At 64.1% G+C, this 13,825-nt stretch carries 11 protein-coding genes; 5 read left to right on the top strand and 6 right to left on the bottom strand.

All coding sequences use genetic code 11. The features are described 5' to 3' along the window. The first annotated feature begins 151 nt into the window (after nt 1-151). The 3 genes from P6U24_RS13480 (at nt 152) to P6U24_RS13490 (ending at nt 3,813) form a co-directional block, all read left to right on the top strand. Nucleotides 152-1,318: a CaiB/BaiF CoA transferase family protein gene (locus P6U24_RS13480; protein ID WP_407159581.1), complete on the top strand. Its 1,167-nt coding sequence runs from the start codon at nt 152-154 to the stop codon at nt 1,316-1,318. 225 nt (nt 1,319-1,543) lie between these two features. Then, nucleotides 1,544-2,611 (top strand): alcohol dehydrogenase, encoded by a 1,068-nt coding sequence (locus tag P6U24_RS13485; RefSeq protein WP_407159582.1) that lies wholly within the window; start codon nt 1,544-1,546, stop codon nt 2,609-2,611. Between the two features lie 122 nt (nt 2,612-2,733). Next, the gene (locus P6U24_RS13490; RefSeq protein ID WP_407159583.1) at nt 2,734-3,813 is read left to right on the top strand and encodes an isocitrate/isopropylmalate dehydrogenase family protein; all 1,080 of its coding nucleotides are present in this window, start codon (nt 2,734-2,736) and stop codon (nt 3,811-3,813) included. Between the two features lie 9 nt (nt 3,814-3,822). Here P6U24_RS13490 and P6U24_RS13495 read toward each other — a convergent pair whose 3' ends face one another. The 5 genes from P6U24_RS13495 to P6U24_RS13515 all read right to left on the bottom strand — a co-directional run bounded on the left by P6U24_RS13495 (nt 3,823) and on the right by P6U24_RS13515 (nt 10,100). Further along, nucleotides 3,823-5,214, bottom strand: coding sequence for an NCS2 family permease (locus P6U24_RS13495; protein ID WP_407159584.1), 1,392 nt, complete (start codon nt 5,212-5,214; stop codon nt 3,823-3,825). Between the two features lie 19 nt (nt 5,215-5,233). Then, the gene (locus P6U24_RS13500; RefSeq protein WP_407159585.1) at nt 5,234-7,108 is read right to left on the bottom strand and encodes an adenine deaminase; all 1,875 of its coding nucleotides are present in this window, start codon (nt 7,106-7,108) and stop codon (nt 5,234-5,236) included. 146 nt (nt 7,109-7,254) lie between these two features. Beyond that, entirely contained in the window at nt 7,255-8,073 is an 819-nt protein-coding gene (locus tag P6U24_RS13505) for an enoyl-CoA hydratase (protein WP_407159586.1), read from the bottom strand. 483 nt (nt 8,074-8,556) lie between these two features. Further along, nucleotides 8,557-8,952 carry a helix-turn-helix domain-containing protein gene (locus tag P6U24_RS13510; RefSeq protein ID WP_006611929.1) on the bottom strand — a complete coding sequence of 132 codons (396 nt, stop codon included), beginning with the start codon at nt 8,950-8,952 and terminating at the stop codon, nt 8,557-8,559. 8 nt (nt 8,953-8,960) lie between these two features. Then, nucleotides 8,961-10,100, bottom strand: a complete 1,140-nt coding sequence (locus P6U24_RS13515; protein WP_407159587.1) for a LysR family transcriptional regulator — start codon at nt 10,098-10,100, stop codon at nt 8,961-8,963. A gap of 468 nt (nt 10,101-10,568) precedes the next feature. Between P6U24_RS13515 and P6U24_RS13520 the strand changes: the two genes are divergently transcribed. Further along, a complete protein-coding gene (locus tag P6U24_RS13520; RefSeq protein WP_407159588.1) occupies nt 10,569-10,844 on the top strand; it encodes a hypothetical protein in 276 nt (91 codons plus the stop codon). A 341-nt stretch (nt 10,845-11,185) separates the two neighbouring features. Further along, nucleotides 11,186-11,920 carry a cytochrome c biogenesis CcdA family protein gene (locus P6U24_RS13525; protein ID WP_407159589.1) on the top strand — a complete coding sequence of 245 codons (735 nt, stop codon included), beginning with the start codon at nt 11,186-11,188 and terminating at the stop codon, nt 11,918-11,920. Nucleotides 11,921-12,139: 219 nt separating this feature from the next. Here the strand turns inward: P6U24_RS13525 and P6U24_RS13530 are convergent, their stop codons facing one another. Next, a complete protein-coding gene (locus P6U24_RS13530) occupies nt 12,140-13,693 on the bottom strand; it encodes a sensor histidine kinase (protein ID WP_407159590.1) in 1,554 nt (517 codons plus the stop codon). Nucleotides 13,694-13,825: the final 132 nt, after the last annotated feature.

The following is a 13,825-nucleotide window of genomic DNA, read 5'->3' on the forward strand; positions in this document are numbered from 1 at the left end:
CGCTTTTGGCACGCAAAGGTTCGATTTAGGGTCGCGCGCCATCGGACCCAAGAGGGCGGGTGCGATTGCGCGAATCCGACGTGTCGCCGCGAGGTAGGCCTCGCAGGGTGCGCGGTAGGAATGAGAAAACTCCGAAGGATCAGTGGGAGGTATGTTGGTGACCATAGGCCATGTCGATGAGAAGAATTTGACAGGCAGCCTTGCCGGACTGCGCGTGCTCGATTTTTCGACCACCATTGCCGGTCCCCATTGCACGCGAATGCTCGCGGATATGGGTGCTGAGGTGATCAAGATCGAGTCAGCGGAAGGCGAGACAATGCGCAGCCGTGCGCCGGTGCGCAGCGGTTGCTCCACCGCTTTCGGTCAGCTCAATGCCGGAAAGAAGAGCGTCGTGCTCGATCTGAAATCACCGGCGGGTTTGGAAGCCATCAAGAAACTCATCGTCGGCACCGACATCCTGGTGGAGAATTTCCGTCCGGGTGTCATGCAGCGGTTAAGGCTTGGTTACGATGATCTCGAGGGTCTCAATCGGCGACTGATCTATTGCTCGATCTCGGGCTATGGCCAGACCGGCCCCTCGGCGACTCTGCCTGCCTATGCGCCGGTGATCCATGCTGCCTCCGGTTACGACATGGCTCATCTCGCCTATCAGCCCGGCCGCAGCCGGCCCGACCATTGCGGCATCTATCACGCCGACGTCGTCACCGGCACTTACGCCTTCGGCGCGATTGCGTCGGCGCTCTATCAGCGCGAGCGGACCGGCCGCGGCCAGCATATCGACTGCTCGATGCTGGAATCGATGCTGACTCTCACTTTGAACGAGATCCAGTGGTCGCAATTCGAGGTCGCGCCGGCGCAGCGGCCGATGTTCAGCCCGGTGGCTACCTCGGACGGCTATGTGATGATCGCGATCGCCAGTGAGAAAAGCTTCCAAACCCTGATGAACGTGATCGGCCGGCCCGACTGGGTCATCCATCCCTTGTTTGCAAGATATTCCGACCGGCGGGCGAACTGGGCGGCGCTGATGGACGGCGTGGAAGTCTGGTCGAAATCGCTGACCACAGCGCAATGTCTGGCGGCGCTGAATGACGCGGGTGTGCCAAGCTCGGCCTACCGGACGGTGGCCGAGGCGCTCGACGACCCGCAGCTCGCGCATCGGGGCGCGCTGGCCGAGGTTGAGGATGCCGCCGGCACTTTCCGGGTGCTCAACCCGCCGTTCCGGATGTCCGCGGCCAAGGTCGCGGCCGGACCGCGAGCCGCCGCGCTCGGCGAGCACACCAAGGAGGTGCTCGCGGAGGTCGGCCTGTCCAAGACATAGCTGCGACATTTGAGGAGGGGAGGCATGATGCGCCGACCTTGCCGCGCCCAGTATTTCCCGCCAATGTCTTTCGCAGACAACGAGCCTGTCCGGACAATCGGACACGATGGGGAAACGACGATGGAGCGGGGGCGTGCAAATCTTGCGCGCCGTGCAGCACGTTTCCCTTCGTTTGCATTGCCTGCGCACGGCCATCGCGGCGCGCAGGACCGAGCGGAGTGAGACATGAAGAGCTTCAAGGTCACCGATTTCAACGCGCCGCTTGCCGAGGTCGATGAGCCGACCCCGAGCCCGGCGGGCACCCAGGTCCTGATCAGGGTCAAGGCGGCCGGCGTCTGCCACAGCGACCTGCACATCTGGGAAGGCGGCTATGATCTGGGCCATGGCCGCAAGCCGCTATCGCTGAAGGATCGCGGCGTGGCGCTGCCGCGGGTCATGGGCCATGAGAGCGTCGGCGAAATCGTGGCGTTCGGCCCCGATGTCACCGAGGCCGACAAGCACGGGCTCAAGGAGGGCTCCGTCGCGCTGGTCTATCCCTGGATCGGTTGCGGCAAATGCGCCACCTGTCTCGCCGACGATGAGAACATGTGCTTGAAGCCGGCTTCGCTCGGCGTCTATTGCGACGGCGGCTACGCCGATCACATGACGGTGCCGCATCCGCGCTATCTGCTCGACCTCAAGGGGCTCGATCCCGTCACTGCTGCGCCTTACGCCTGCTCGGGCGTCACCACCTACAGCGCGCTGAAGAAGGTCGAGAAGGATTTCGACACCCCGATCGTGATCTTCGGCGCCGGCGGCCTCGGCCTGATGGCGCTGTCGCTGCTGAAGGCAATGGGCGGCAAGGGCGCCATCGTGGTCGACATCGATGCGCGGAAACGCGAGGCGGCGGAAGCCGCCGGCGCGCTCGCCACCGTCGACGGCAAGGCGACGGATGCGCTGGAGCAGCTCGTCAAGGCGGCGGGTCAGCCGATCCGCGCCGTGATCGATTTGGTCGGCAATGCCGCCACCGCCCAACTCGGCTTCGATTGCCTGAGCAAGGGCGGCAAGCTCGTCATGGTCGGCCTGTTCGGCGGCGGCGCGCCCTGGGCGCTGCCGCTGATTCCGATCAAGGCCATCACCATCCAGGGCAGCTATGTCGGCAATCTCAGGGAGACGCAGGAGTTGCTCGACCTCGTGCGGTCGAAGAAGATCGCGCCGATCCCGGTCACGACCATGCCGCTCGCCAAGGCCAATGACGCATTGCTCGATTTGCAGAAGGGCAAGCTGGTCGGCCGCGCGGTACTGACGCCGTAGATCACACGCCGTCATTGCGAGGAGCGTCAGCGACGAAGCAATCCAGAATCTTGACTACGGCGCTGGATTGCTTCGCTTCGCTCGCAATGACAGCTGTCTTCCTTGTCTTGCGAAAGAGCACCATGCCCACCACGAACGCCCTCCACATCGCAGTCTTGCCCGGCGACGGCATCGGCCCCGAGGTGATGCAGCCGGCGCTCGAAGTGCTGCGCAAGATCGAGACCAAGGCTGGGCTATCGTTCCGCTTCAGCGAGGCGCCCGCCGGCGCCACGCATTATCTGCAGGCCGGCGTCGCGATGCCGGAGACGACCATCCGGCTGTGCGAGGAGGCGGACGCGATCCTGCTCGGCGCCTGCGGACTGCCATCGGTGCGCTACCCTGACAACACCGAGATCGCGCCGCAGATCGAGCTGCGCTTCCACTTCGATCTCTATGCCGGCGTGCGTCCGGCGCGACTGATCCCAGGCGTGCCGAGCCCGATCGTCGGCGCCGAGGCCAAAGGTATCGACCTCGTCGTGATCCGCGAGTCGACCGAAGGCCTGTTCGCCTCGATGGGCAAGGGTGTTGTCACCGAGGATGAAGCGCGTGAGACGCTTCTCATCACCCGCAACACTTCCGAGCGCCTGTTCAAGTTCTCCTTCAAGCTCGCCGAGCGGCGGCGGGCACGCGGCCGATCCGGCACCTTGACATGCGTCGATAAGGCCAATGTCTTCAAGGCCTTCGCGTTCTTTCGTGAGATCTTCGACGAGGTCGCCTCGCATCATCCGGACGTGAAGGCGGAGCGGCTCTACGTCGATGCCTGCGCGATGATGCTCGTGAAGCGTCCATGGGATTTCGACGTGCTGGTGACCGAGAACATGTTCGGCGACATCCTGTCGGACCTCGCCGCGGGCCTGATCGGGGGCATGGGCATGGCCCCCTCTGCCGATATCGGTGATCGCCATGCCGTGTTCCAGCCATGCCATGGCACCGCGCCCGACATCATGGGGCAGGGCAAGGCCAACCCGACCGCGATGATCCTCTCCGCCGCGATGATGCTGGACTGGCTCGCCGATACGCATGGCATCGAGAGCGCCGCGGAAGCGTCTGAGCGCATCACGGCAGCTCTCGACCAGGTCTATGCGTCTGGTCTCAAGCCATTCGAGTTCGGCGGCCAGGCCGGCACCGTCGACGTCACCAAGGCCGTGCTGGACGCGCTGTGAGCCGCTCCCTCAGAAGATCTGCGCGGTCACGGCGGCATAGGCGATAAAGACGACGCCGAGGCCCCAGACGATCGCGTTGATCCGGCTGCCGCGGCCAAAGGCGAGTTCGAGCGCGATGTAGCTGAGCGTGCCCAGCGCCATGCCGTTGATCAGGTTGATGGTCAGGACGGTGACCAGCAGCATCAGCACGACCGGCACGGCGGTGGCGAGGTCGGTCATGTCGATACGGGCGAAGCCCTGCATCATCAAGACGCCGACCAGCACCAGCGCCGGTGCGGTGGCCTGCGGCGGGATGATGACGAAGATCGGCCAGAAGAACAGGGAGAGGCAGAAGAAGGCTGCGACTGTCAGCGAGGTCAGGCCAGTGCGACCGCCGGCCTGCACACCGGTGATCGACTCGATATAGGCCGTCACCACCGAGGTCCCGAGCACCGGGCCGACAATGGAGGCCGTCGCATCGGTTGCGAACACCGCCGTGGCGTTGGGGATCGAGCCGTCAGGCCGCCTGAGATTGGCCGCGCCGGTCACGCCGATCAGCGTGCCGAGTGTCGAGAAGAACTCGGCGCAGAGGAAATAGAACAGCAGCGGCAGAGCGACGAGGAAATGGCTGACGAGATAGCCGACATCCATTGCCATGAAGGTGCTGCTCGGCCAGCGCGGCCAGGCCAGAAACGCTGATGGCAACGAGGTAACCATCTTGCCGCCAGCGCCGGGCACCACCAGGCCGATCGCGGTGAGCGCCGCGATGGAGATGATCAGCGCGCCGGGAATGCGGCGCGCAACCAGGACCGGCGTGAGCAGCAGACCGGCCAGCGTCAGCAGCACAGGCGGGCTGCGCAGCGAGCCCATTGCGACATAGGTCGACTGGTTTTGTACGATGAAGCCGGCGCCGCGCAGCGCGATGAACACGATCAGGGTCCCGACCGCCGCCTGGATACCGACCTTGAGTGTCTCCGGCACGTCCTTGGCCACGCGCTCGCGCAGCTTCGACAGGCTGAGGACCAGGAATAGTACGCCAGTAAAAGCCACCATCGCGAGCGCGCCCTGCCAGGGCATGCCCATCTGCTTGACGATCACATAGGTGAAGATGACGTTGGAGCCCATCGCGGGCGCGACGGCGAGCGGCAGATTGGCCGACAGCCCCATCATCACGGAGCCGAAGATCGCCGCCAGCGCAGTAGCGCTGACGAGGTCGGCGCGGTCCATGCCGGCGTTCGACATGATGGCCGGATTGACCGCGATGATATAGGCCATCGCGGCGAAGGTGGTGGCGCCGGCCATCATCTCGCGCACCGTGTTGGTGCCGCGCTCGGTCAGGTGGAAAAAGCGGTCGAGCCGGCCGGGCGAGGGGGCTGAAGCGGCAGTTGCGGAGGCCGGTTGCGCCTGGGTCAGGTCCTGCATTGCAAATTCTCCGCCTGCCTCACCAGACCACCGGATGGGTCTCGCCGGTCTGCACGTTGATGAAACCGAGCGGGGCTTGCTCGCAGGGCGCGACCAGCACCCAGCTCCAGGGCGCGCAGGTCAGGGTCGCAAACATCAGCCGCTCGGGAAATCCGGGATACCAGCGCGGGCGGAAGGTCGGCTCGTACATCCAGTCGACCTTGCGCCCCTCGGCGTAGAGCGCCTGCATCTCCGCGTCGAGCGCCTCCGCCGGACGGCAGCTCATCAGGCCGCCGACCTCGAAGCGGACCGTCGCTGCGAGCTCGCCCTCGCGCACGAGCGCCCAGCCGCCCTGTTGCGCGACCAGCGCATTGACTGCCTTAGCCATCGCAGCGTCGGACGAGCCGACCACCCAGATGTTGTGCTTGTCATGGGCGACCGAGCAGGCGAGCGCGGTCTCCGGCGTGCGCGGCCCGCAGCCTTTCCAGAACATCTTCGATATCAGGCCATCGCCGGAGAAGCGGTCGACGATCGCGAATTTCGTGATCGCCTGGCTCTCGTCGCGCTGCACGGCGCCGTCCCGCACCGCCAGCTCGAAGGTGTAGAACTCCGGATGCCAGTGGAATGGGCGGATCACCGCCGCCTGCATCGTCGCGCGACCGGGCGCGGCTGCAAGCGCGAAGTCCTCGGGCACGATCGTCCGCTGGATATTGATGGTCCGGGTTGCCCAGTCCGGCCAGCGGATCTCGGGGACCTTTCCGAGATAGCGCGTGCCCTCCGACACCTGGGCGCCGTCGGCCCAGACCTCGGCAATGTCGAGCTTGCTCACGTCCGACAGCAGCACGACCTCACCGAACCGTCCGGGCGCAAGGCTGCCGACAAACGGGGTGAGGCGCATGTGCCGGGCCGGATTGATCGTGAGGCACTGGATCGCGATCTCAGGCGCGAGGCCCGTCTCGATGGCGACGCGGGCATTGTGGTCGCTGGCGCCAAGCGCGAGCGTGTGGCTGGCGCTGCGGTCGTCCGTGGTGAAGGCGATCTGCGACCAGTCCTGCAGGCCCTTCTTGAGCAGCCAGGCGATGATCTCGGGCATGGCATAGATGCGCAGCTCGACGAACAGGCCGCGCGTCAGCTTGTCCCAGGTCTCCTCCGGCGTCTGCACCTCGTGGTCGGAGGCGAGGCCGGCGGCGGCGAACGCGTTGATCGAGGGCAGGTCGCGCAGGCCGGAGGCGTGGCCCTCGACCACGCCGCGGCCTGCGAAAGTCGCTTCGATCATGCCCCATAGCCGGTCATAGGAGGGGTTCTCGGGATTCCACACCGCCGGCCAATCCATCACCTCGTCGAGGCCGGGGACCATCAGGCTGTCGCGCATGAATCGCGCCTGCTCCTCACGGCCGTACCAGCCGCCGCCCCATTCATAGGCCGTCGGCGGCACCGCCGAGCCGGGCTGCGGAAAGATCTTCAACGGCGAGCCGCGACGGCGCGCCTCGAACCAGAATTCGAGATTGCGCGCGCCATTGACGTTGGAGAATTCGTGGCTCGCCTCGCAGGTCCAGGTATTGCCGCGCGGCAGTACCAGCGCTGCCTCCCATTCCGGTGTCAGATGCGAGCTCTCGATGTGCTTGTGCACCTCGCCGAAGCCCGGCACCGCTGCAAGATCCGGCCGGTGCACGCGCTCGCGCACCTCGCCCGGATAGCTGCCGGCCGGACCAACCCATGCGATCCGCCGGCCCTTGAAGACGATTTCCTGATCCTCGCTCCAGCTGCGGCTGTGCACGTCGAGCAGGCGCCCGACGCGAAGGGCGCGATCGGCGGGCCGATGACCAAGCGCGGTCAGCACAAGATCCTGCCGGATGCGGACCTCGTCGGCGGCATTGATCATGAGGTCGTCAGGCAAGGAGCTTGCGATGTCCATGATTAGTCCCTGACTGGTGCGGACTCACAATGATGGCGGGCCACGAAGTCATCTCGCAACACTGGCATCCGCCGCGCTGTCGCTACAAGGCGATTTTGCAAGCATGCTCGATGCAAAATGATGCGGGCCGCAAAAGGCGCAGGCTGTCAGCGTCCTTTGAACACCGGCTTGCGCTTCTCCATGAAGGCGCGGCGGCCCTCGCGGAAATCCTCCGAATCCATGCAGGCAATGCCGGCCTGCCTGATCGCCTCCATGTCACGGCGGCTTTCATCCTTCAGCACTTCGGCGATCGTCAGCTTGGCCGCGTGAACGGCGAGCGGCGCATTGCCGGCGATGGTGCGGGCGATCTCCAAGGTCGTAGGCATCACCTCGTCATCGGCCATGACGCGGTCGACGAGCCCGATCCGCAGCGCCTCCGCCGATCCGATCCGCAATCCCGTGTACATCAGAAATCGCGCCTGCGACGGGCCGACCAGTGACACCAGATGCTTCAGTCCATCATAGCCGTAGGCGATGCCGAGCTTCGCCGCGGGAATGCCGAACTGGCTATCCTCGGCGGCAAAGCGCATATCGGTCAACATCGCGATCTGCAGGCCGCCACCGAGGCAGAAGCCGCGGATGCAGGCAATCGTCGGCTTCGGGTAGCCGGCCAGCAGAGCGCGCTGCGCGGCGCTTCGCTTGGAATATTCTTCAGACGCTGCCGCGTTGTGACGGTTCTTCTCGAACTGGCTGATATCGGCTCCTGAGACGAACGCCTTGTCACCAGCGCCGGTCAGCACGACCACGCGGACGTCATCATCGTCACACAGCTCAGTCAGCGCATGGCCGAGCCCCTCCCACATGTCGAGCGAGACCGCATTGCGCTTCCCGGGATTGTTGAAGGTGACCACGCCGACCCCGCCGGTTGTGCGTTTGAGGATCTTGCCATCGGCGAAGGACGTTTCGGTCTCGGACGTGTGCGACATGACGATGCTTGGTCTGCGGGGAGGGACGGGGAAAATTCCTCTCATCGTTCACAGCGTCGGAGCTGCCGTCAACGGATCCTGGATCATGTCATCCGATCGGACGAGGCCTGCGTGGATCTCCGCGCGGCTCGACAAGGCGGCTTCAAAGCCGTGGCAGCAGAATGCGATCTGGTTCGCACGAAAACCCGCATCGGTTGTGCCGGGGCGCAGCAGATCGGGTCGAGGATGAACGGGAGAAGTCAGGGATGCCGCCACTTCCTATGGCGGCAGTAAGCGCCGCGGCGATGCCAGTGCGGACCACCGGATCGATGCTGGGCCGGACATCGGGCCCAGAGTAATCGATCGGCGCGGCGGCAACAAAGTGGGCTCGCCCGAGTCGGCAGAACGCCTGGCGCCCCAAGATGCGCCTCGAGCGAAGTTGTTGCACTTTGACAGGCGGCGTGTCTGACAAGGCGAAAGCCGCGAGGTCAGACGTGCACGATCCTATTCTTCGTTGGCTGCAATCGATTCCATCAAGGACACCAGCTGACGCTGTACGGTCTGGTCCTTGATCTTGCTGTAGGCGCGCAGCAACCGCAGGCTGAAAGCGCTGTCGAGGAAGAGCAGGCTCTCGACTTCACGCGCCTTGTTGTCGCCGTCGTAAAAGAAGGTCACGGGCACGTCGAGCGCGGTGGCAATCTGCTGCAGACGCGCAGCGCCAACGCGATTGACCCCCTTCTCGTATTTCTGAACCTGCTGGAAGCTGACACCGAGCTTCTCGCCGAGCTCAGCCTGCGAGATCTTCTGTTCGACCCGCCGCAGACGGATGCGCTTGCCAAGCTCGATGTCGGGCTTGCCGGCACTGCGCTGCTTCATCTTCTTTGCTGCTGATTTGTTCATCCTAGTCCTTACCGTTCTTCGGTCGAAAATCCCCCGAACAGATGGGTCAGGGGTTCACCCATATATACTGTTTTAAGTTGCTGTGGATGAATGAATTCGTCTTTAAACCAGGGGTATTTCCCAGGGTTAAAAGCCTCCACCAGCCAATCGATCATGTGCCGCACCCTGGGGATGCGGCCGCTGGTCGCATGATAGGACAGCCAAATATCGTATGACCAGCGCAAATCAACCTCAAGAGGTATGATCTTCCCCCCTAACGCACAAGCGTAAGTCGGAAATACACCGATTCCGGCCCCATGGGCGACCGCCCAGTAGTTCGCGCTCGAAACATTGGTCCGCATGACGACCAGATCGCGCTGGTCATGGCCAGGGAAGAAGCTTGCGAACGCCTCGTTGGCGGCGGCTTCGTCGGCGACCTGCATCACCAGACGATGCTTGGCGACATCCTCGACGGTCTTCGGCGTGCCATGTGCGTCCAGGTATTTCTGGCTAGCGAAGAACATCAGGTGCATACGTCCGAGACGCACCAGCTTGACGTCGAGCGCTGCGGGACGCGAGAGGTGGATCGCGACGTCGGCTTCGTGCCGCGACACATCGGCCGAGCGCATCGCGCAATAGAGGTCGATGAGGATATTCGGAAACGACTGCTGGAATTCCACCAGACGTGGTGCCAGCCAGAACGTGCCAAGGCCCTCGGTGACGGCGACTCTGACCTCGCCGGAGGCGGCATTGGCCAGTCCATCACCAGCGCGCAGCAACTCGAACGACGCCGCTTCCATGCGTTCGACTGCAGAGACGACGAGCGCGCCTTCATCGGTCAGGCGAGCGCCATGGACGTCGCGCGTGAACAATGTCGTGCCGACCTGGCGTTCGAAATCGTCGATTCGCCGGCGCACGGCATTGATCGAGAGGCTGAGCCGTTCGGCCGCCGAGCGAAAGCTTCCTGAGCGCACTACTTCGAGGAAGATGCGCGCCGAGTCCCAGTCCGTCAGGTTGGCGAGCGCCGGCTTGGCGGCGAGAACCTTGCTGCCTGCCAGTTTCGTCGGCGCGGGATTGGCGAGGGTCGATTTGCCGGCCGGTGGTGACCTGTCCGGAACTTCCCCCTGGCGTTCCTCCTGAGGAACGCCCTGTTCCACCGCAACACGCATACAAGCCCTTTCCGCCTGCTAATGTATCACCGTCAAATTACGGCCGCGGCGGATTCGGCGCCACGGAATTTCACAGCTATGCCTATCGATACCACAATGTATCCCATGCAACCCAGCTACCCGAAGCCGCAGGTGGTTCCACCGTGCCGGTTGCCGCTGCGTGCGTGGGATCGCCGGGGCGGAAAACCGTCGGATCCGCGCGAGGCGCCGGGCGTTTTTGGCCCGATCACAACCAAATGGTATTCGAAGATGGCTGCAGCTCGTGCTATTCTGATAGGTGGTTTGTCGGGCCGGCAGATGGGGATGGTGCTGAGCAAAAGCGGCGCCGGCAGCCAGCGATGGGGACGGCGGACCCATGTGTCCGTTGGAGCCAGGTGCGATGGACTGGGGGGAAACGACATGATGCATCTGCAAGCCATGCGCGCGCCGGGACAGTCCCGTCCGCACTTCGTCGCAAGCTAGAACGGAATGACGCCTGTGGCCAATTCAGACGACCAGATGCTTGCGGTTCTTGCCACCCTGGAGCAGTGCCGGGCAGCACTGCTGGCGGCCGGCAACAAGGAGACGGCGCAGCTGATCTCCGTTGCCGTGCTCGAGCTGCGCATGAAGCTCAATCACATTGACGACGACGATCTGAAGACCCTTTGCGACGAGATGCTGCACGCCGACAATCCGGAGCGGCTCCGCGACGCCAAGGTGCAGCCGGGACAGCGGCGACCGCCACTGCTCCGACTGGTCAAGTAGGCTCCTCCGGACCGCTCCTCTCAGATCTTCGTGCGCAGCCTGCGCAGCAGGATGGCGCATTTGTGATCGGCGCCATCACGCGAACTCGCGACGCGCGGGCGTAACTTGTGCGCGCTCCATTGCGTATTGTCGTCATCCGCTGCAAGAAGCTGACAGGGTGGACCTCTGCGGCGGGCCGGGCGGATCGACATTCTTCCTCGGCGCCGCGAGTTTCCCCTGGCGAATGCCGGATCGGATGGTGCACCGGAATCCCTTGTCCTGCCGGTGCCGTGCGGTGCTGACATCCGCGATTGCCTCGAAGAGGGCGAGCGTCAGAACCAGGACATTAGCGGTCAAGCTTCATGATTCAGAATGTGTCGATACCGGCAGCGCTGATCGCCGGCCTGGTCAGTTTCCTGTCGCCTTGCGTGTTGCCACTGGTCCCGCCCTATCTGGTCTATCTCACCGGCGCCACAATCGAACACATCGAGAGCGAGGAGAAGCTCTCCTCGTCGCGGCGCGCGGTGATGCTCTCGGCATTGTTGTTCGTGCTCGGCTTCTCCACCGTGTTCGTGATGCTCGGCGCCAGCGCCTCGCTGATCGGCGGGCTGATCCGCGCCTGGTCCGAGCAGCTCTCGATCCTGGCCGGCATCGTCATCATCATCATGGGCCTGCACTTCCTCGGGCTGACGCGGATCAGCCTGTTGATGCGCGAGGGGCGGCTGCCGATTCCAAAGCCGGTCGGGCTCTGGGGCGCCTACGTCATGGGGCTCGCCTTCGCCTTCGGCTGGACGCCGTGCATCGGTCCGATCCTGGCCGCGATCCTGTCGATCGCTGCAGCGGAGGCGACGGTCGCCAAGGGCGCGGGCCTGCTTGCCGTCTATTCCGCCGGGCTCGGGATTCCTTTCCTGATCGCCGCGTTCATGATCGAGCAGTTCTCCACTCTGCTCAAGCGGATGCGCGGCCATCTGGTCAATGTCGAGCGTGCGATGGGCGTGCTGATGATCGTAACCGGCGTCGGCTTCCTCACCGGCGCAGTTTCGACCTTCTCGATCTGGCTGCTGGAGACCTTCCCGTCGCTGCAGTCGTTCGGATAGGGTGATATGGCAAGCTGATTGAAGCCAGGACGCATCAGCGAATTCGGTCCATCTCTCCCCGGCGGGGAGACGTCGATCGCGCAGCGATCGGGTGAGGGGCTCGTGTCAACGAGGGATCGCAACCCCTCACCCGGATCGCATCTTGCGATGCGATCCGACCTCTCCCAATGGGAGAGGTACACCTCCGTTTCGAACCTGATCGAGCTAATAGCCGTCGCTTCAGCTCGGCTCCTCGAGCGCGCAGGTGATGCTGTAGACCACGCCGCGCGGCAGGAAATCGACGGTGGCCTCGCCGCCGAGCTGATCGCGGGCGCTGCGCTCGATCAGGCGCGAGCCGAAGCCGCGCTGGATCGGCGCCGTCACGACCGGGCCGCCGCTCTCCTGCCAGACCAATTTCAGCTTGGCGACCTTCAGCTTGGTGCCCTGTTCCTCGGCGATCACGCTCCAGGCCAGGTCAACCGTGCCCGTATCGTTGGACAGCGCGCCATACTTGGCAGCATTGGTCGCGATCTCGTGCACGATCATCGAGAGCACCACCGCAAGGCGCGGCGACAGCGGCACCTTCCGGCCGGACACCCTGATGCGATCCGGCGCGTTCAGCCGATAGGGCGCGAGCACGCGCGCGATCACATCGTCCAGGTCCGAGCCCCGCCATTTCTCCTTGCTGAGCAGATTGTGCGCCTCGGCCAGCGCGCCGAGCCGTCCTTCGAATTTCTCGCGCTCGAGCCGGCTCGCGCTCTTGAAGGTCTGCACCGCGATCGCCTGCAGAATCGCCAGCGTGTTCTTGACCCGGTGATTGAGCTCCTCGATCAGGAGATCGTGCAACATCTCGCCGCGCGCGATCGTGGTTGCCATCCTGACCGCGAAGGCGAGCCCGATCGTCAGCAGGATGCCGCCGATCAGGCTGGTGATCGCGAGGTTTCGCCACAGCGGTGCTACCAGCGAGTTTTCGGCAATGCCCGCCGCGACGATCCAGCCGGTGAGCTCCGAATGCGTGAAGCTCGACATCAGCGGCACGCCATCCAGCGACACCGTCGACAGGATCGCTTCATCCTGCCGCATCATCTCCTCATAGACGGAGGGGGAGGCACGCTTGCTGATTATTTCTTCCGGATTGGGCACGCGCGCGAACACGACGCCCTTACGATCCAGCATCGAGAGCGTCCAGTCGCTACTTGGTCGCTGCTTCTCCAATATTGTCTGGAACATCGTCATTGGCGGGCTGAAGCAGATCTCGTAGGTCACCTCGCCGTTACGAAACACCGGCGCCTCGACAGTGACGATCAGGCGATTTTTCAGGACGCCGATAAAGAGGTCGGAATATTGCGGTTGTCGGGTCCGAAACACCCGATCGACGATCTCGCGATTGTTGCGTAGCGGCAGGCCCGCAGTATCGGTCGAGTTGGAGGAGAACACCAGGTGGCCGTCACGATCGGCGACCAGGACCGTTCCGTCCTTGCCGTACTGGTCGAGAAAGCCGAGCGCGATCGGCCGGAAGCGTTCGAAGTCGCCGGCCTTGAGCGCGTCGGTCAGCGCCAGCACCTGCAATCCGCCGGTCATGCGCTGCATTTCGGCATCCAGCGTCAGGCGGACGCTGCGCACAGTGTCGATGACGCGCTGCCGCGCTTCGTCGCGATCCTGCATGTAATAGTGAAGCACGATGCCCACCGCGAAGACGATCAGCGGCAGCATCGTTCCTGCGACCAGGAGGGCGAGCCGCACCGGCAGGGAGAGTCTCGGTGACTGGCGCTCCTGTTCGGTCGCTCGATTCATCACTCAATCTTCGGACGCGGAGGTCCGAACCAAGGGCACCTGCGGTTCCGGCACGAACATTCGCCCTTTTCGGGCCACTTCAGCGAATGTTGTTGCCGGAACGGCAGGTGTCGGGAAGACCGGCACGCGCAC

The sequence above is a fragment of the Bradyrhizobium sp. STM 3557 genome (assembly GCF_045571465.1).
Classification (GTDB): Bacteria; Pseudomonadota; Alphaproteobacteria; order Rhizobiales; family Xanthobacteraceae; genus Bradyrhizobium.

What these genes read in the sequence shown, in the direction of transcription:
- P6U24_RS13480 (WP_407159581.1), top strand. Translation starts at nt 152, where the DNA reads ATGTTGGTGACCATAGGCCATGTCGATGAGAAGAATTTGACAGGCAGC.
- P6U24_RS13485 (WP_407159582.1), top strand. Translation starts at nt 1,544, where the DNA reads ATGAAGAGCTTCAAGGTCACCGATTTCAACGCGCCGCTTGCCGAGGTC.
- P6U24_RS13490 (WP_407159583.1), top strand. Translation starts at nt 2,734, where the DNA reads ATGCCCACCACGAACGCCCTCCACATCGCAGTCTTGCCCGGCGACGGC.
- P6U24_RS13495 (WP_407159584.1), bottom strand. Translation starts at nt 5,214, where the DNA reads ATGCAGGACCTGACCCAGGCGCAACCGGCCTCCGCAACTGCCGCTTCA.
- P6U24_RS13500 (WP_407159585.1), bottom strand. Translation starts at nt 7,108, where the DNA reads ATGGACATCGCAAGCTCCTTGCCTGACGACCTCATGATCAATGCCGCC.
- P6U24_RS13505 (WP_407159586.1), bottom strand. Translation starts at nt 8,073, where the DNA reads ATGTCGCACACGTCCGAGACCGAAACGTCCTTCGCCGATGGCAAGATC.
- P6U24_RS13510 (WP_006611929.1), bottom strand. Translation starts at nt 8,952, where the DNA reads ATGAACAAATCAGCAGCAAAGAAGATGAAGCAGCGCAGTGCCGGCAAG.
- P6U24_RS13515 (WP_407159587.1), bottom strand. Translation starts at nt 10,100, where the DNA reads ATGCGTGTTGCGGTGGAACAGGGCGTTCCTCAGGAGGAACGCCAGGGG.
- P6U24_RS13520 (WP_407159588.1), top strand. Translation starts at nt 10,569, where the DNA reads ATGACGCCTGTGGCCAATTCAGACGACCAGATGCTTGCGGTTCTTGCC.
- P6U24_RS13525 (WP_407159589.1), top strand. Translation starts at nt 11,186, where the DNA reads ATGATTCAGAATGTGTCGATACCGGCAGCGCTGATCGCCGGCCTGGTC.
- P6U24_RS13530 (WP_407159590.1), bottom strand. Translation starts at nt 13,693, where the DNA reads ATGAATCGAGCGACCGAACAGGAGCGCCAGTCACCGAGACTCTCCCTG.